We start from the raw sequence: 15821 nt of genomic DNA, 5'->3' as shown, positions 1-15821 counted from the left end.
GCCGGGTCCTGCGCGGCCACCACCCCCGCGGGGAACCGGAACCCGGCTCAACCCGTTGCGGCACGATGATCAGGAGGGGTTATGGACCACGCGCCACCCGTGTTGGCCGACACGACCTATGGAACCGGGGTGGGACCGGTGCATCCGCCCTTCGAGGATGTGCAGCGGATCGCAGTGCTGCGCGGCGGAGGGCTCGGGGACCTGATGTTCTCCGTGCCCGCCATCGACGCCCTCCAGGCCGCCTACCCCCAGGCACGCATCACCCTGCTGGGCACGCCGCTCCACGCCGCCCTGCTCACCGGCCGGCCCGGCCCCGTCGCCGAGGTCGAGATCCTGCCGGTGGCGCCGGGCATCCGCCCCGGCACACCCGACGAGCGGGAGGTCGGCCGATTCTTTCAGCGGATGGCCGCGGTGGACTTCGACCTCGCCGTCCAGATCCACGGCGGCGGCCGCAACTCGAATCCGTTCCTGCTCCGTCTCGGCGCACGGCACACCGTCGGAACCCGGACCCCCGACGCCGTTGCCCTGGAGCGGACCCTGCCGTACGTCTACTATCAGCACGAGGTCTTCCGCGCCCTTGAGGTGGTGGGGCTCGCAGGGGCCGAGCCGCGGATCCTCGAACCCCGGATCGCCGTCCGGGCCGGCGAACTCGTGAACGCGGCCCGGCTCGTCCCCGGCAGCGGCCCGCTGGTGACGATCCATCCGGGCGCGACGGATCCGCGCCGGCGGTGGCCGGCCGGATCCTTCGCCGCGGTGGCCGCCCTGGCGGCCGCCGACGGCGCCCGGGTGGTCGTGGTCGGCGACGACACCGACGTCCCGGCTGCGGACGAGATCGTCCGGCGCGCCAGGCGGCGGGCCCCGGGTGGGTTGATCACCTCACTGGCCGGGGCCCTCGACCTGGGCCAGCTTGCTGGAGTGCTCGCCGCGAGCGCCGTCGTGGTTGGGAATGACAGCGGGCCGCGCCACCTCGCGCAGGCCGTGGGCACCCCGACCGTCGGCGTCTACTGGGTCGGCAATGTGATCAATGCCGGCGCCTTCGGCCGGACACTGCACCGGGTCCACCTCGCGTGGGTCATCGCCTGCCCCGTCTGCGGGGTGGATGTGACCCAGGTGGGCTGGACGGCCGAGCGCTGCGAGCACGATGACTCACTGGTCCAGTCGGTCCGGCCCGCCGCCGTCTACGCGGATGTTCGGGAGCTTATGGCCACGAGCCTTCCTCCTCATGGCAGATGAGCATCTGACGCACCTCGCAGCCCTTGGGCTGGGACAGGGCGAACAGGATGGCCGCGGCCACCCGCTCGGGGTCGTTGAGCCGTGAGTCGTCCTGCGGCTTGTACTGTTCGTCGCGGTCATCGAAGAAGCGGGTCTTCATTCCGCCGGGGATGATCGTGGTGACGCCGACCTCACCGGAGGTCTCGGCCGCCAGGGCGTGGGAGAAGCCGACGACGCCGAACTTGGAGGCGCAGTAGGCGGTGGCGTCGGCGACGGCCCGGATGCCCAGCGTCGAGGCGATCGTGACCACCCGGCCGTGCGTGGGCAGCAGGTACGGCAGCGCCGCCCGGACGGTGGACACCGTGCCGAGCAGGTTCACCCCGAGGACCTTTTCCCACTGCTCGGCCGGAACATCCGCGAGTTTCCCGCAGCGGTCGATGCCGGCCGCTGTCACCACGGCGTCGAGCCCGCCGAGTGCCTCGCCGGCCTCCCGGACGGCGGCCTCGACGGCATGCCGGTCGGCCACATCGACCTCGAACGCCTTGACGCCGGAGACCCGGCTCACGTCGAGGTCCAACACAACCGGGGTGCCTCCGGCGGCGATGACCGCCTCGACCACGGCGGCGCCGAGGCCGGAGCCTCCCCCGGTGATCAGGACCCGTCCGGGGTTGGGGGCGGCCTGGGTCTCTGGTGCGGTATAGGTCATGTTTTTCCTTCCTAGTGCTGGAACATGCACGGCCGGGTGGACCGGCCGCACCGTCGTGGGGGCGGGCTGCTCAGCCCACCCGGGCCAGGGCGGCCGCGAGCCGAGTGGTGGAGCGGGCCGGGATGTAGGGCACGGTGACCGTCCTGCCGCCCCACCCGCTGATCAGGCGTGCCTCGGGCAGGTCCGCGGCGGCGTAGTCGCCTCCCTTGACCCAGATGTCGGGCCGGAGGCGCCCGAGGGCGTTCTCGGGCGTCGATTCCTCGAAGACGAGGACCGCGTCCACGCACTCAAGGGCAAGCAGCAGTTCGACCCGGTCCTCGAGCGGCATGATCGGCCGGGTTTCGCCCTTGAGGCGGCGCACCGAGGCATCGGAGTTGAGGCAGACAATGAGGCAGTCGCCGAGCCCCCGGGCCGCGGCCAGGGTGCGGGCGTGGCCGGCGTGGAGCAGGTCGAAGCACCCTCCGGTGGCCACGACCGTGCCGCCGGCCGCGCGCGTCCGCCGGGCGGTCTCGACCGCATCCGAGCCGGGGACCGCCAGGACAGGAGGGGCCTGAGGTGCCCGCAGGGAGGACACCCCGCCGGCCGACAGGAAGGCGGCCGCGGCCCTCACCGCCTCCTGCGCGGCAGCATCGAGGGGCTTCCCGCGGGCCAGCGCGACGGCGAGCGTGGCGGCGAAGCGGTCGCCGGCGCCGCACGGATCGGGCGCGGCGATCGCCGGGGCGGGAATGGCCTGCGGGAGGGCGCCGTCGGCCGAGACGAGTGCACCCCGTTCGCCCAGTGTCACAACCACCGCACGGGCCTGCCACCGCGAGCGCAGGCGGTCCGCCGCCTCCGCCGCCGCCGCGGTGCGCTCGCCGCCGACGCCGGCGAACCGGACCGCCTCACCGAAGTTGGGCGTGACCGCGGTGGCACCGGGGACGGGATCGGCCCCGGACGGGTGCGGGTCCCAGACCACCGGCACCCTGCCGACCTGCCGCGAGAGGGCCCGGCGCAGGTCCGGGTTGCCCATCAGCCCCCTGCCGTAGTCGGCCACCACGATCACCTCTGCGCGCTCCAGTGCCGCCGCCATCTGCGGAGTGCAGGCCGGAACGGGCGCCGGAGCGCAGCCCTCATCGAAGCGCACGATCGGGTGCCCCGCGGCCCGGACGCGGGTCTTCACCGGTGTCGGCGCCCCGGAGGGGCCGGCGGTGACGGTGATGCCGTCGAGCTCGGCGCGCAGGAGGGCGGCGGCGCCGTCGTCGGAGAGCACCGTGACGAGCTCGGTGTCGTGCCCGTCGCGCTGGAGCATCCGCGCCACGAGGCCCGCCCCGCCGGCCCGCCGCAGCACGGTGTCGACGTCGACAACGGGGACCGGGGCGTCCGGGGAGAGGCGTTCCGCCGCCCCCGACAGGTCGGCGTCGAGCAGGACGTCGCCGATCACCAGGACCCTCATGGCTGTTCCTCCCGGTGCCGGCGCACTTCCGAGTCGAAGGCCCGGCAGAGCGCGTGGAGCGCGATCAGGTGCCCCTCCTGGGCGTTGGCCGAGGCCGCCTCGACCGCGACGTACTCATCGACGCAGCAGCTGAGGGGGTTCGGCGCCGAACCGGTGAGCGCCCACGTGGTGATGCCCGCGGCGCGGGCGGCCTCCACCGCCTGCAGCAGGTTCGGGCTCTTCCCGCTCGTGCTCAGCAGGATCAGCACGTCGCCGCGCCGCCCGTGGGCCCGGACCTGGCGTGCGAAGAGCTGGTCGTACCCGTAGTCGTTGGCGATGGCGGTCACGGCCGAGCTCTCGGCATGGAGGGAGATCGCCGAGAACGGTTCGCGCTCGCCGTCGAACCTCCCAACCAGCTCGGCGGTGAGGTGTTGGGCCTCGGCGGCCGACCCGCCGTTCCCTGCCACGAGGAGCCGGCTGCCGGACAGGAGCCGTCCGGCCAGCTCCACGCCCCACCGGGCGAGGGTGTCCGCCTCGGCGCGCAGCGACTCGAGGGCCGGGAGGACCGCCGCGAGGTGGTCCACCACGGCCTCGAGCGAGCGGGCGTGCCGCTCCTCGGCGAGCTCCCCGAGCCCGGCCGGAAGGTCCACCGTGAGCTGCTCCGGCAGGGTCCCCACGTGCCGGCCGGCATTGAGGTATTCGGCGGTCACAGCGCCCTCCCTCCCGTGCTCTCCAGGGACCTCGGCAGGGTGGAGCCCTGCGCCTGCCCAAGCACCCCGGTGCCGCGCAGGGTCAGCAGGTACGCCTTCTCCGTGTCGGCGGCGATCCGGTTCCACGAATACCGTGCCCGGACCCTCCGGTAACCGTTCCGGCCGAGCTCGGCGGCCCAGTCCGGACTGGCGAGGATTTCCGCCACCGCCCCGGCGATGGCGCCTGGGTCCTGCGGCGGAACGTGCTTGCCGGTGCGCCCGTCGACCACCGTGTCGACAAGGCCCCCGACGGCGGCGGCCACCACGGGCACCCCGCAGGCCATCGCCTCAAGCGGGACGATGCCGAATGGCTCGTACCAGGGGGCACAGACGACGGCGTCGGCGCTGCGAAGGACCGGCGGCATCTCCTCCCGCCCCACCTGCCCGGCGAACACGACCCGGTCGTCCACCTCCAGTTCGACGGCCAGGGCCTTCAGGCGCCGCGCCTCGGGGTCCTCCTCGAGGCGGGCCGCGTTCCCGGGTCCCCCGACGAGCACGAGTTCGACGTCGTGCCCACCGTCGCGGAGGATGCGCAGGGCACGGATCACCAGGTCCATGCCCTTGCGGGGGACGAGGCGTCCCACTGAGACGATCCGGTGCGTGCGTCCGCGCGGTGAGGCGGGCCCCGACGGGGAGAAGAGCTCGAGGTCCACCCCGCACGGTGCGATGGAGACCCGGTGCCCCGGGACGCCGAGTGCCTTAAGTTCGAACACCTCGTCGCTGCAGGTGGCGATGATCCGGTCGGCGCCCTGGCCGACGGATGCCTCAAGCCGGATGCGTTCGGCCGGGCTCGTGTCGTCGGGCCCCTGGTGGCGGCGCTTGACGGTGCCCAGGGCGTGGAAGGTCTGCACCACCGCGGGCCGCAGCGCGGCGGGCCGGCACTGCGCCGCCGCGTCGAGGCAGGCAAGGCCCGACATCCAGAAGTGCCCGTGCACCACCTCGGGCGGGCGGTTGCCCCAGTCCTCGACAATGCCCCGGGCGAACTCGGGCATGAAGGGCAGGAGCTGGTCCTTGGGCACCGAACGGAGAGGGCCTGCGTCGACGTGCACGATCTCGAGCCCCAGCACCGGGCGCACGCGCCGGGGCAGCGCGGGATCATCCCGCCGGGTGTAGACGGTGACGTCGTGGCCGCGGTAGGCGAGCGCCCGCGACAGCTCCGCCACGTGCACGTTCTGCCCACCGGCGTCGACTCCGCCCAGGGCTGCGAGCGGGCTCGCGTGTTCGGAAACCAGGGATATCCTCACTGCGCCTTCCTTTCGGTAACTGCAAGGACCCGCCCGCGCCCAGCCGCGGAGTCCAGTACGTCGTCCCAGTCCGCCAGGAAACGGGCCAGTGAATAACGGTCAAGGGCCGCCTGGCGGGCGGTCCGGCCCCGGGAGCGGGCCTCGTCGGGGTCGGCAAGGAGCCGCACCGCCATGGCCCGGAGATCCTCAAGGTTCGTCGAGATGGCCCCGGCCCCGGGCGGGACCGCCCGGGCAGCCTCGGTGGTGGCCAGGACGAGCACCGGCATGCCCAGGTGCATCGCCTCGAGCAGGGCGAGCCCAAGGGAGGTCCACCGCAGCGGGTGGAGGTAGGCACGGGAGCGGGCGAGGCGGGCGTGGAGCTGCGCCGCGGGGAGGTCCCCGCCGAGCCGGAGCCGCTCCGGGGGCAGCCCGAGCAGCTCCGGGAGGCGCTCGGCGCCCATGCCGAACACCTCGAGCGGCGCCGTCGAGGCGAAGCGGGGCAGCAGGTCCGTTCCGGTGACGCGCCCCCTCCGGACCGGTTCGTTGACGACGACCCCGAGTTGCTCCAGCTCCCCGGTGTAGAGGTGGCCGGGGTCGACGATTCCGTGTTCGATGACCGTGGTCGGAGCCACCCCGCTGTCCCACATCAGGTCGTTGAAGTGGGTGACATGGACAAGAGGGATGCGGTCCTGCCAGCCGAGGGGATGCACCGCCGAGGGGACGTTGCCCTTCGGGGTGTTGTGCTCGACGAAGACCGCAGGCAGGTCCCGGCCGGGCGTGCGGCCCAGGAGCCGCTCGCACTCGGCCAGCTCCTCGATCCGCTGCAGGACGACGACGTCGATGTCCTGTCCGGCCAGGTCCGTCGGGGCGACCTCCAGCACGGACCCGGGCCAGTCCCGCCCCGCCCGCCCGAGCCCCCAGGGACCGCCGTCGGCGGTGGTGGGCAGCAGGTAGGTGTGGCTGCCGCGCACGAAGGCGTCGGTCCACCCTCCGTGGACGTGCCACAACAGGATCCTCATGGCGCTCTCCTTTCGCTGCGGCGCGTCTCGGCGCGCCCGATCCGGCGGCGTGAAGCAAGGGAGGGGACCCCGGCGGTGAGCCTGACGACGGCGTCGACGACCTCTTCCGGCTGGACGCGGGAGAGGCAGGGGTGTCCGGGCACCGGACAGGTCCGGGCCCGGCTCGAGGCGCAGGCCGCCGACTGGTCGCCGAGGAGTTCAACGGGAACCTTGTAGGGGGCCCACCGCACGGCGGGCACCACGGGCGAGAACAGGCATGCCACCGGCGTCCCCACGGCGGCGGCGAGGTGGGCCGGACCGGTGTTGCCCGTAATAAGGGCCTCGGCGCCCTGCAGGACCGCAGCCAGGGACGCCAGGTCGGTGCGGCCGCCGAGGTCGAGGCCCTCCGGTCCGGCGACCGTCGCAGTCAGCCCCTTTTCCGCCGGACCGCCGGTGACCACCACCCGGAAGCCTGCGGCGGTAAGCAGTTCGACGGCTGCCGCGTGGTGCAGCGGCGGCCAGGCGCGTGCCGGCACTGCGGCCCCCGGGTGGACGACGACATAGGGGGCCGTCCCGACCAGGTCCGAGACGTCGGGAAGGCCGGTAACCTGGAGCCGTCCGTCGTCGTCGGGCGGCAGGAGGTAGCCGGCGGCCGCCGCGATCCCCAGCGCGCGTTCGGCCTCGGGCTGGTCCTCGGGGAAGTCCTCGCCGGGCTTGAGGCGGATGTCCAGCAGGGAGCCGGCGTAGTCGATTGACGCACCGGTGATGCGCCCGATCCCTGCGAGCCTCAGCGCGAGGGCGAGCGGGAGCGGGGACTGGTGGAACGAGGTGAGGATCACCGCCTCCCCGGCTCCGCAGGCAGCCGCCAAGTCCACGAGTTCCCGCATCAGGCCGGCGGTCACCGGCGGCGCCGGGTCGACGATCCAGGGCGCCGCCCACGTAACGACGTCGACCACGCCCGGCAGCAGACGCGCCGCCGGTGCGCCCTGCGGCCCGCACAGCATGACCACCTCGGAGTGCCCTCCACCGCGCCCGGCGGCGACGGCGCGGACGGCCGGCCCTGCCAGCAGCACGTCCCCGGCGCTGTCGAGCCGGGCCACCAGCACGCGCGCGGTCACCGCCGCTCCTGCCACAGCAGCTCGACGGCACCGGCGAGGGAATCGGCGACGAGCGGTGCGGCCAGGACCTCCTCGCGCCGGGTCACCGCCGTGGGGACCAGGACGCCCACGGCCCCGGCGGCGCGGGCAGCCCCCATGTCGGCCCCGATGTCACCGATCACTGCCGCCTCGCCGGGATCCAGCCCGAGCCGGCTGCAGGCGGACAGCACCATGCCGGGCTCCGGCTTCCGGCAGGAACACCCGTCGGCGGGCCCGTGCGGGCAGATCTCCCAGACCGCGAAGGGGCCAAGGAGCTCCTCGATCCGGGCGTGGACGGCATCCACCTGAGCGCGGGTGAGCAGGCCCCGGGCGATTCCCGACTGGTTCGTCACCACTCCGACGGCGACCCCGGCGCGGCGCAGGGAGTCCAGCACCGCCCGCGCTCCGGGCATCTCCTGCACGAGCGCGGGCTCACCGTTGTACGGGACGTCGATAACGAGCGTCCCGTCGCGGTCGAACAGGACCGCCTTCGGAGCGGTCGCGGCCGAAGCCCTGCTTCTCATACAACCTCTGTTCCCGAGAAGAAGCAGGGCTAAACACTTGAAGGCAAACTTCTTTGCCTCCCCGGCGGAGGGAAAGTGCCCGGCCGCGGCCCGGAGGCCTCTGGCAGGATGGGGGAATGGCATCGAACCCCACCGCGGCCCGGGACGGCCGGCCGGAACTGCTGGCACTGCGGGCCCTGAAGCTCGGGGACCTGCTGGTGGCGGTGCCGGCCCTGCGCGGACTGCGCCGGGCCTTCCCCGAACACCGCATCCGGTACGCCGCGCAGGCGTGGCTGGCGCCAATCGTCGCGCTCACCGACGCCGTCGATGAGCTGCTCCCGACCCACGGCCTGGACGGGCCGCTGGCGCTGGCGCCGGGGACCGTTGACATCGCCGTGAACCTGCATGGCAATGGGCCCGAAAGCCGCGGCCGCCTTGAGGAGCTGGCGCCCGCCCGGCGCATCGGCCACCGTGCCCCCGGCTGGGACGGTCCGCCCTGGCTCCATGGGATCCACGAGCGGCACCGGTGGGCCGGGCTCGTCTCCTGGCACGGGGCGCCGGCCGATCCCCTCGACCAGCGGCTGCGTATCCCCGCGGGGGGAAGTCCCGCACCCGGGGCCGTCGTCGTGCATGTCGGGGCCGCCTACGGCAGCCGGCTGTGGCCGGTTGAGCGGTTCGCCGCGGTGTCCAAGGCCCTGGCGGGGGCCGGGCACCGCGTGCTGCTGACCGGCAGCGCCGGGGAACGGGCGCGGGCACTGGCCGTGGCGGAGGCAGCCGGACTGCCCGTGGGCGCCGTCGTCGCCGGGGAACTTCCGCTCGAACGCTTCGCGGCACTCGTGGCCGGCGCCTCGCTCGTGGTGTCGGCCGACACCGGCGCGGCCCACCTTGCCTCCGCCTACGCCCGCCCTTCCGTCGTGATCTTCGGGCCCGCGCCGGTCGAGGAGTGGGGCCCGCCGCCCGGGCCGCACATCGTGCTCACCGACGAGTCAAAGCGGGTCGGGGAGACCTTCGCCACCGAGCCGGACCCGGCGCTGCTCGCCGTGACCGCCGACGCGGTGCTCGCGGCCGCCTCGCGGCTCGGCGTGTACTAGGGCCGCCCCGGCTCCGCCCCCGCCGGCTCCGGGCGCCGACCGGACGGCAGATTTCAGGCGATCCGGACGTCGGCGGGTCCCCCGGCCGCCGTGCCGACCAGCCGTTCCTGCAGCAGCACGAGGATGCGGGCCAGCTTCCGGGACACCTGCATCTGGGTCATTCCGAGGTGCTCACCGATCTGCTGCTGGGTCTCCTCGTTGAAGTACCTCCGGTACAGCAGTTCCTTCTCCGCCGCGGTGAGCCCATTGACCGCCGCCCGCAGCGAAACGAGGTCGTCGCTGCGCTCGATGCAGTTGTCCGCCGCGGGAAGTGTCTCGCCCCAGCTCCTGCCCTCGAACGGCGCATCGAGGGACTCCGGCCGCAGGCTCGTCGAGCAGGTCAGCGCCTCGGCCACCGACGACTCCTCCACGCCCAGTTCCGCCGCGAGCTCCCGCGCCGTGGCTTCCCGCCCGAACCGTTGTGCCAGCACGGGCGCCGCGCGGACCGCTTCGGTCCTTAGATCCTGGAGGTGCCGCGGCGGCCGGATCACCCAGCAGCAGTCGCGCAGGTAGCGTTTGATCTCCCCGGTGATGGTGGGGATCGCGAAGGAGGCAAAGGGCACGCCCCGGGTGGGATTGAACCGTTGGACCGCCTTGATCAGGCCGAGATACGCCACCTGCCGGATATCCGCCGCGTCCGGTCCGAACGAGGAGAAGGACCGTGCGACCGACTCGGCAAGGTCCAGGTGCCGCAGTGCGATGTCGTCCTGCAGCGCGTTCCGCAACGGTCCGTCGGTCCTGCGTGGAGGCTCGAACTCGGGCGTCGGGGCGGCGGCAGGATTCGACATATGGTTCTCCAGTTCGGGGTGTCCAACTGACTCCCCCAAAGAACCACGGGCGCACGGGCCCTGCAACGATTATTCGAAAGTTTTGCTCCGGAAATCTTCTATTTTCAATTCCGATGGAGTATGCGTTCTCGGTGCTCTTCGCGCCGGATTTCGCGGTCGGTCTTACCGTCCTCCGGGCCAAGGCGATGCCCGCCCCGACGGACACGGGCGTCCGCCGGAGATGACCGGGCCCGGCACCGCATGCCGGGGCGCTTCAGGTGGTGATGGTCGCCGCGGGGCCGGACTCGGGTCCCGGGACGGAGTCGTCCTGAAGGGCCGAGGCAACCTCGGGGGCTGCCGCAGCGGCCGCCCAGTTCCACCGGGGCGCGCCGAGTTCCTTGATCACGCTCTGGAGGTGTGTCCGGAGTTCGTCGGAGACAAGGCCGCCGCCTGCCACGAGCGTGCGTTCGACGTCGTCGGCCCGGGTGAGGACCTCACGGCCCGCATCGGTGATCGAGACGAGATGGGACCGCCGGTCGAGGTCGTTCCGCACGCGGGCCACATGTCCGCGTGATTCGAGCCTGGCGAGTGTCTTCCCCATGGTCTGGGCCTGCACCCGGACAATCTGGGCAAGGCTCGCCTGGGTCATGGCGCCCTGCGATGCGAGGACCCCAAGTGCTATCACTCCGGCATGGGTGACCCCAATGTCCACAAGCCGCTCATTCCAGGCGTGCTCGACAAGGCGGGCAGCCGTCGTCAGCAGTCGGCCAGTGGGCCATTGCTCCAGATCCGGCATGAAAGTGTGCACTCCCTTTCGCTAAGCTGATCAACGCTCATGGATGGCGCCAACCCGTCCCCCTATGATAACTAGGCGTGCCCGTTCTTTTTTAGTGCCTTGGCCGCCGCCCCTATCGAACTGAGGAACCCGAATGACACACCAACTGGCGGCTGGAGATCATGCCCCCGACTTTACGCTCACTGACGCGTTTGGCAACTCGGTCTCGCTCTCGGAGTTCCGCGGCCGGAAGACGGTCGTCTACTTCTACCCTGCGGCGGCGACCCCGGGCTGCACCACCCAGGCCTGTGATTTCCGCGACAACCTCTCGTCCCTCGCCGGGGCCGGGTACAGCGTCCTCGGGGTCTCCCCCGACGCCCCGGAGAAGCTCCGCGCCTTCAGCGACAAGGAGCAGCTGACCTTCCCGCTGCTCTCGGACGAAGACCACGCGGTCGCCGAGGCGTGGGGGGCCTGGGGCGAGAAGAAGAACTACGGGAAGACCTACGAGGGCCTCATCCGCTCCACCGTCGTCGTCGACGAGAGCGGGAAGGTGGAGCTCGCCCAGTACAACGTCCGGGCGACCGGGCACGTCGCCAAGCTCCGGCGCGACCTCGGGGTTTCCTGACTCCCGTAGACTGAAAGCCGACACTGCGCTCCGGCGCGGGTCGGCGCGCGCGAGTGGCGGAATTGGCAGACGCGCTGGATTTAGGTTCCAGTGTCTTCGGACGTGGGGGTTCAAGTCCCCCCTTGCGCACAGGAAGGCCCCCTCGGGCCCGCAGCAACGGCATCCCGGTCTTCGGACCGGGGTGCCGTTGCTGCGTTAAGGCGGCTTGCTTCGTTAAGGCGGATCGGCCGGCCCGGCGGGAGGCGGGCCGGCCGGGAATTTCCAGGTCCCACCCATCCGGCTTCGGCCCACCCTCGAAGTACCTCCGAGACGTCGACACGATGTGCTCCAGCCCACAGCCAGCGGGCCCCGGACTCCCCCACCGGGCCAGGTCAAATCAAGGAGAAATCTCATGGAACTCATCAAGCGCAGGAACCTCAGCGTCCTCGGCCTCGCGGCCATCTCGGTCCTCGGCCTCTCCGCCTGCGGCGGGGGCGGCGGGGGCGGCGAGGCGGCCTCCGGCACCTCGGCCGCTCCCGAAAGCATGGAGTCGGAGGCAACCGAGTCGATGGCCCCCGAAGCCACCGGCGACTCCTCGGACGCGGCAATGGATCCGGCGGCGAACCTCGTCGGGCCCGGATGCGCCGACTACGCCGCCCAGGTGCCCGACGGCGCCGGATCGGTCGAAGGCATGTCCCTCGACCCGGTGGCGGTGGCGGCCTCGAACAACCCCATCCTGACCCAGCTCACGGCTGCCGTCTCCGGCCAGCTGAATCCCGAGGTCAATCTGGTTGACACCCTCAATGGCGATGAGTTCACCGTCTTCGCCCCGGTCGACGACGCCTTCAAGGCGCTGCCCGCCGAGACGGTCGAGGCCCTCAAGACCGACAAGGACCTGCTCTCGGGCATCCTGACCTACCACGTCGTACCCGGCCAGATGCTTCCGGCCGACCTTGAGGGAACCACTCAGACCACGGTGCAGGGCGGGGACGTCGAAATCACCGGTTCGGGCGACGAACTGATGGTCAACGGCGCGAACGTCATCTGCGGCGGAGTCAAGACCGCCAACGCCACCGTGTACCTGATCGACGGAGTCCTCACGCCGCCGGCGGGCTAACCGCTTCCCTGGTGTAACTCCTCTAACGTGACCAGGGAACCTGGACGGGCCCCCGCACCTGGCGTGCGGGGGCCTGTTCTTTCCCCGGGGACGGGCGGCCGACGGCGCCCGCGGCCGGGCGGGCCGTCCGGCCGAATCGCCTAGACTGGACTCTCCAACCGTCTAGTCAGGGCGCTGCGCCCTTTGGAGAATCTGGCCGTGAAGAATACCGCCGGGCGCGTCCGGTCCCGACGTGTCCCCCTGGCCCTTGCCGCGGCCGCGGTGGCGCTCATCCTTCCCGCCTGCACGGCCACCTCCCCCGCGCCGTCGCCCACGCCGTCCGCCCCGGATCCGGCGCCCACCGCCTCCGACACCACCTTCACCTTCGGAGCCGCGGCCGACCCCACCGGCCTCGATCCGGCGATGGCAACCGACAGCGAATCCTTCCGGGTCACCCAGCAGCTGTTTGAAGGCCTCGTCGGGATCGATCCGCTCACCTCCGAGCCGGCGCCGCTCCTCGCCGAGTCGTGGGAGGAACGCAACGAGGGCAGGGCGTACGCCTTCGAACTCCGGGAGGACGTCGTCTTCCACGACGGCGAACCCTTCGATGCCGAAGCTGTCTGCGCCAACTTCAACCGCTGGTTCACCACGCCCCCCGCCGCGCGCGCGGACGCCGCGACCCTTCCCTTCGAAACCGTGTTCCTCGCCTTCTCCGACAATGCGGAGGCCTCCCTTTACAAGGGCTGCCGGCCCCTGGACAGCCACGAGGTGCTGATCGAGCTGAACAGCCGGATGACCGAGTTCATCCCCGCCCTCGCGTTGCCGTCCTTCGCCATGTCCTCCCCCCGGGCCCTTGAGCGGCTCGGCGCGGACGAACCGACCGAAACCCGGGAGGGCAACCGGCTGTCCCGGTACGCCCTGGCACCGGTCGGCACCGGCCCGTTCCGGCTCGTGAGCTGGACCAAGGGCGAGGTGCGGCTCGCCGCGTCCGGCTCCTACTGGGGCGACCCCGGCGAGGTCACCGACGTGGTGTTCACCACGCTCACCCATCCCGACTCCCGGCTGCGCGCCCTGAAGGCCGGCCGCATCGACGGCTACGACTTCGTCACGGTGGAGAACGCCGCCGAGCTGGCCCGGGCCGGACAGCAGCTGCTGCAGCGCGACCCCTACTCGGTGCTGTACCTGGGGATGAACCAGAACTTCCCGGGCGTCGACAACCTGCTCTTCCGCCAGGCGGTGGCCCACGCGATCGACAAGGAGGCGCTGATCGAGGGGCGCTTCCTGAACGGCACCAAGCCGGCCCGGGGATTCCTCCCGCAGAAACTCGGGGTGGGCAGCGAATCGGTTCCCTCCTACAACCACGACCCCCGCAAGGCCCGGGAGCTGCTCGAGGAATCCGGTTATACGGGCATCCCCCTGCCCTTCTACTACCCGCGCAACATCTCCCGGCCGTACCTCCCCGCGCCGGAGAAGACGTATGCCAAGCTCAGCAGGCAGCTCACCGCCGCCGGATTCAACCTCAAGCCGGTCCCGGTGGACTGGAACGAGGGCTACCTCGACCGTGTCCTCGAGGACGGCGACCGCGCCTTCCACCTGCTGGGCTGGAGCGGAAGCTACCAGGATCCGGACAATTTCGCCGGCGCGATCTTCGGCGGCTACAGCAGCGAGTTCGGCTTCGAGGACCATCAGCTGTTCAGCAAGATCTCCCGGGCCGGCACCCTGCCCAACGGCACCGACCGGCTCGAGGCGTACGCCGACATCAGCGCCCAGATCGCCACGAGGCTGCCGGCCGTTCCGCTGGCCTTCCCGGTGTCGGCCCTGGCCATGGCCCCCCGGGTGGCCTCCTACCCGGTGAGCCCGGTCATGAACGAGGTGTTCAACCGGATCGACCTGGACGGGGTGCCGGCCCCCAGCGGCGACGCAAGCGCCGGCTGATTTAAACTAGGCGGCTCCCAGCCGCTAGGCTTCAAGGGCTAGGACCTCGCGACTGGAGACAACGTTGACTGCACAAAGCCAGGCGGCATCACCCGCATCGACCACCGACGTTGTCCTGATCGGCGGTGGCATCATGAGCGCCACGCTCGGGGCCTTCCTGAAGCAGCTCCAGCCGGACTGGGACATCTCCGTCTTCGAACGCCTCGACCGGGCCGGCCTCGAGAGCTCCGATCCGTGGAACAACGCCGGGACCGGGCACGCCGCCCTGTGCGAGCTGAACTACTCGCCGGCGGGCAAGGACGGCTCGGTCGACCCGGCCAAGGCCGTTGCGATCAATGAGCAGTTCCAGGTGTCGCGCCAGTTCTGGGCCCATATGGTCTCGAACGGCCACCTCGGAGATCCACGCAACTTCATCAACCCGGTCCCCCACATGAGCTTCGTCTGGGGCAGCGCCAATGCGTCCTACCTGCGCCGGCGCCATGAAGCGCTCAGCGCACAGCCCCTCTTCCGCACCATGGAGCACTCGGAAGACCCGGCCACCATCGCCGGGTGGACCCCCCTGATTATGAAGGACCGCAACCCGAGCCAGCCCGTGGCGGCCTCCCGGGTCGCCGGCGGGACGGACGTGGACTTCGGGGCCCTCACGCGCGGGCTCACCACCTACCTCGAGGGCAACGGCGTCGAACTGAACTACCACCACGACGTGCTCGACGTGTCCCGCGCCTCCAGCGGACGCTGGGACATCAAGGTGAAGAACCGCGGCACCGGGGCAACCCGCACCGTCAGCACCAGGTTCGTGTTCATCGGCGCCGGCGGCGGCGCCCTGCACCTGCTGCAGCGCAGCGGCATCCCCGAGGGCAAGGGCTTCGCGGGCTTCCCGGTCTCGGGACAGTTCCTGCGCTGCACCGATCCCGACACGGTGAACCAGCACAACGCCAAGGTCTACGGCCAGGCCTCGGTCGGCGCCCCGCCGATGTCGGTGCCGCACCTCGACACCCGGTTCGTCAACGGCGAGCGGTCCCTGCTGTTCGGACCCTACGCCGGCTTCTCCACCAAGTTCCTCAAGCGGGGCTCCTTCCTCGACCTGCCCGGGTCGGTCCGCCCGTCCAACCTGGTGCCCATGCTCGCCGTCGCCAAGGACAACGTTCCGCTGACCAAGTACCTGATTTCCGAGGTCCTGAAGAACCGCGAGGCCAAGAACGAGGCCCTCAACCAGTTCGTCCCGTCGGCCGACGGCGGAGCGTGGGAACTCATCACCGCCGGCCAACGTGTACAGGTCATCAAGAAGGCCCCCAAGACGGGTGGGATTCTGCAGTTCGGAACGGAGGTCATCACCTCGGCCGACGGGTCGGTGGGGGCTCTCCTCGGCGCATCGCCGGGAGCGTCCACGGCGGCCCCGATCATGGTCGAACTCCTGAAGCGGTGCTTCCCGGCGAAGATGTCGGGCTGGGAGGCGAAGCTGAAGGAGATGATCCCCGGCTACGGCGTGAAGCTCAATGAGAACGAGGAGCTTGCCGCGGAAATCCTGTCCATGACGGATCGGGTCTTGAAACTCCAGTAAGCCGCGGCTGCCCCG

At 71.5% G+C, this 15821-nt stretch carries 15 protein-coding genes and 1 tRNA gene; 7 read left to right on the top strand and 9 right to left on the bottom strand.

Going from position 1 to position 15821, the window contains the following annotated elements; genetic code table 11:
• The first annotated feature begins 81 nt into the window (after positions 1-81).
• A complete protein-coding gene (locus ACX80W_RS05940; RefSeq protein ID WP_459281315.1) occupies positions 82-1233 on the top strand; it encodes a glycosyltransferase family 9 protein in 1152 nt (383 codons plus the stop codon).
• On the opposite strand, the gene ACX80W_RS05935 is transcribed toward ACX80W_RS05940, so the two are convergent.
• From ACX80W_RS05935 to ACX80W_RS05905, 7 genes are all read right to left on the bottom strand, one after another.
• Complete coding sequence (locus ACX80W_RS05935) at positions 1199-1918, bottom strand: SDR family oxidoreductase (RefSeq protein ID WP_459281313.1); 720 nt, start codon at positions 1916-1918, stop codon at positions 1199-1201. The two genes, ACX80W_RS05940 and ACX80W_RS05935, sit on opposite strands and share 35 nt — an antisense overlap.
• A gap of 70 nt (positions 1919-1988) precedes the next feature.
• Entirely contained in the window at positions 1989-3350 is a 1362-nt protein-coding gene (locus ACX80W_RS05930) for a PfkB family carbohydrate kinase (protein ID WP_459281311.1), read from the bottom strand.
• The gene (locus tag ACX80W_RS05925) at positions 3347-3916 is read right to left on the bottom strand and encodes a D-sedoheptulose-7-phosphate isomerase (RefSeq protein WP_459281372.1); all 570 of its coding nucleotides are present in this window, start codon (positions 3914-3916) and stop codon (positions 3347-3349) included. The genes ACX80W_RS05930 and ACX80W_RS05925 overlap by 4 nt, the downstream gene beginning before the upstream one ends.
• Positions 3917-4035: 119 nt before the next feature.
• Positions 4036-5322, bottom strand: a complete 1287-nt coding sequence (locus ACX80W_RS05920; RefSeq protein WP_459281309.1) for a glycosyltransferase — start codon at positions 5320-5322, stop codon at positions 4036-4038.
• Positions 5319-6320, bottom strand: a complete 1002-nt coding sequence (locus ACX80W_RS05915; RefSeq protein ID WP_459281306.1) for a glycosyltransferase — start codon at positions 6318-6320, stop codon at positions 5319-5321. The genes ACX80W_RS05920 and ACX80W_RS05915 overlap by 4 nt, the downstream gene beginning before the upstream one ends.
• Entirely contained in the window at positions 6317-7417 is a 1101-nt protein-coding gene (locus ACX80W_RS05910) for a glycosyltransferase family 9 protein (RefSeq protein WP_459281305.1), read from the bottom strand. Before ACX80W_RS05910 ends, ACX80W_RS05915 begins: the two co-directional genes overlap by 4 nt.
• Complete coding sequence (locus tag ACX80W_RS05905) at positions 7414-7959, bottom strand: D-glycero-alpha-D-manno-heptose-1,7-bisphosphate 7-phosphatase (protein ID WP_459281303.1); 546 nt, start codon at positions 7957-7959, stop codon at positions 7414-7416. Before ACX80W_RS05905 ends, ACX80W_RS05910 begins: the two co-directional genes overlap by 4 nt.
• A 116-nt stretch (positions 7960-8075) precedes the next feature.
• On the opposite strand from ACX80W_RS05905, the gene ACX80W_RS05900 reads away from it, so the two are divergent.
• A complete protein-coding gene (locus ACX80W_RS05900; RefSeq protein ID WP_459281301.1) occupies positions 8076-9029 on the top strand; it encodes a glycosyltransferase family 9 protein in 954 nt (317 codons plus the stop codon).
• A 53-nt stretch (positions 9030-9082) separates the two neighbouring features.
• Here ACX80W_RS05900 and ACX80W_RS05895 read toward each other — a convergent pair whose 3' ends face one another.
• Together ACX80W_RS05895 and ACX80W_RS05890 are read right to left on the bottom strand one after the other, a co-directional pair.
• The gene (locus ACX80W_RS05895) at positions 9083-9856 is read right to left on the bottom strand and encodes a sigma-70 family RNA polymerase sigma factor (protein ID WP_459281300.1); all 774 of its coding nucleotides are present in this window, start codon (positions 9854-9856) and stop codon (positions 9083-9085) included.
• Positions 9857-10109: 253 nt separating this feature from the next.
• A complete protein-coding gene (locus tag ACX80W_RS05890; protein WP_459281370.1) occupies positions 10110-10631 on the bottom strand; it encodes a MarR family winged helix-turn-helix transcriptional regulator in 522 nt (173 codons plus the stop codon).
• A gap of 133 nt (positions 10632-10764) precedes the next feature.
• Between ACX80W_RS05890 and bcp the strand changes: the two genes are divergently transcribed.
• The 5 genes from bcp (at position 10765) to ACX80W_RS05865 (ending at position 15806) form a co-directional block, all read left to right on the top strand.
• The gene (gene bcp / locus ACX80W_RS05885) at positions 10765-11235 is read left to right on the top strand and encodes a thioredoxin-dependent thiol peroxidase (protein ID WP_459281298.1); all 471 of its coding nucleotides are present in this window, start codon (positions 10765-10767) and stop codon (positions 11233-11235) included.
• 47 nt (positions 11236-11282) lie between these two features.
• Positions 11283-11364: transfer RNA gene (locus tag ACX80W_RS05880), tRNA-Leu, on the top strand.
• Positions 11365-11626: 262 nt separating this feature from the next.
• Positions 11627-12331 carry a fasciclin domain-containing protein gene (locus ACX80W_RS05875; RefSeq protein WP_459281296.1) on the top strand — a complete coding sequence of 235 codons (705 nt, stop codon included), beginning with the start codon at positions 11627-11629 and terminating at the stop codon, positions 12329-12331.
• 198 nt (positions 12332-12529) lie between these two features.
• On the top strand, positions 12530-14245 hold the full coding sequence (locus ACX80W_RS05870; protein ID WP_459281295.1) for an ABC transporter substrate-binding protein: 1716 nt from the start codon (positions 12530-12532) through the stop codon (positions 14243-14245).
• Between the two features lie 64 nt (positions 14246-14309).
• Positions 14310-15806, top strand: a complete 1497-nt coding sequence (locus ACX80W_RS05865) for a malate:quinone oxidoreductase (protein ID WP_459281293.1) — start codon at positions 14310-14312, stop codon at positions 15804-15806.
• The last annotated feature ends 15 nt before the right edge of the window (positions 15807-15821 follow it).

It is taken from the genome of Arthrobacter melezitosi, from assembly GCF_054511055.1.
The sequence above is the reverse complement of the archived record's forward strand: the minus strand, read 5'-3'. Positions and strand labels throughout refer to the sequence as shown.

Bases quoted from the DNA above. Each gene is read 5' to 3' on its own strand.
- ACX80W_RS05930 (WP_459281311.1), bottom strand. From the start codon at position 3,350: ATGAGGGTCCTGGTGATCGGCGACGTCCTGCTCGACGCCGACCTGTCG.
- ACX80W_RS05900 (WP_459281301.1), top strand. From the start codon at position 8,076: ATGGCATCGAACCCCACCGCGGCCCGGGACGGCCGGCCGGAACTGCTG.
- ACX80W_RS05940 (WP_459281315.1), top strand. From the start codon at position 82: ATGGACCACGCGCCACCCGTGTTGGCCGACACGACCTATGGAACCGGG.
- ACX80W_RS05905 (WP_459281303.1), bottom strand. From the start codon at position 7,959: ATGAGAAGCAGGGCTTCGGCCGCGACCGCTCCGAAGGCGGTCCTGTTC.
- ACX80W_RS05890 (WP_459281370.1), bottom strand. From the start codon at position 10,631: ATGCCGGATCTGGAGCAATGGCCCACTGGCCGACTGCTGACGACGGCT.
- bcp (WP_459281298.1), top strand. From the start codon at position 10,765: ATGACACACCAACTGGCGGCTGGAGATCATGCCCCCGACTTTACGCTC.
- ACX80W_RS05915 (WP_459281306.1), bottom strand. From the start codon at position 6,320: ATGAGGATCCTGTTGTGGCACGTCCACGGAGGGTGGACCGACGCCTTC.
- ACX80W_RS05875 (WP_459281296.1), top strand. From the start codon at position 11,627: ATGGAACTCATCAAGCGCAGGAACCTCAGCGTCCTCGGCCTCGCGGCC.
- ACX80W_RS05895 (WP_459281300.1), bottom strand. From the start codon at position 9,856: ATGTCGAATCCTGCCGCCGCCCCGACGCCCGAGTTCGAGCCTCCACGC.
- ACX80W_RS05935 (WP_459281313.1), bottom strand. From the start codon at position 1,918: ATGACCTATACCGCACCAGAGACCCAGGCCGCCCCCAACCCCGGACGG.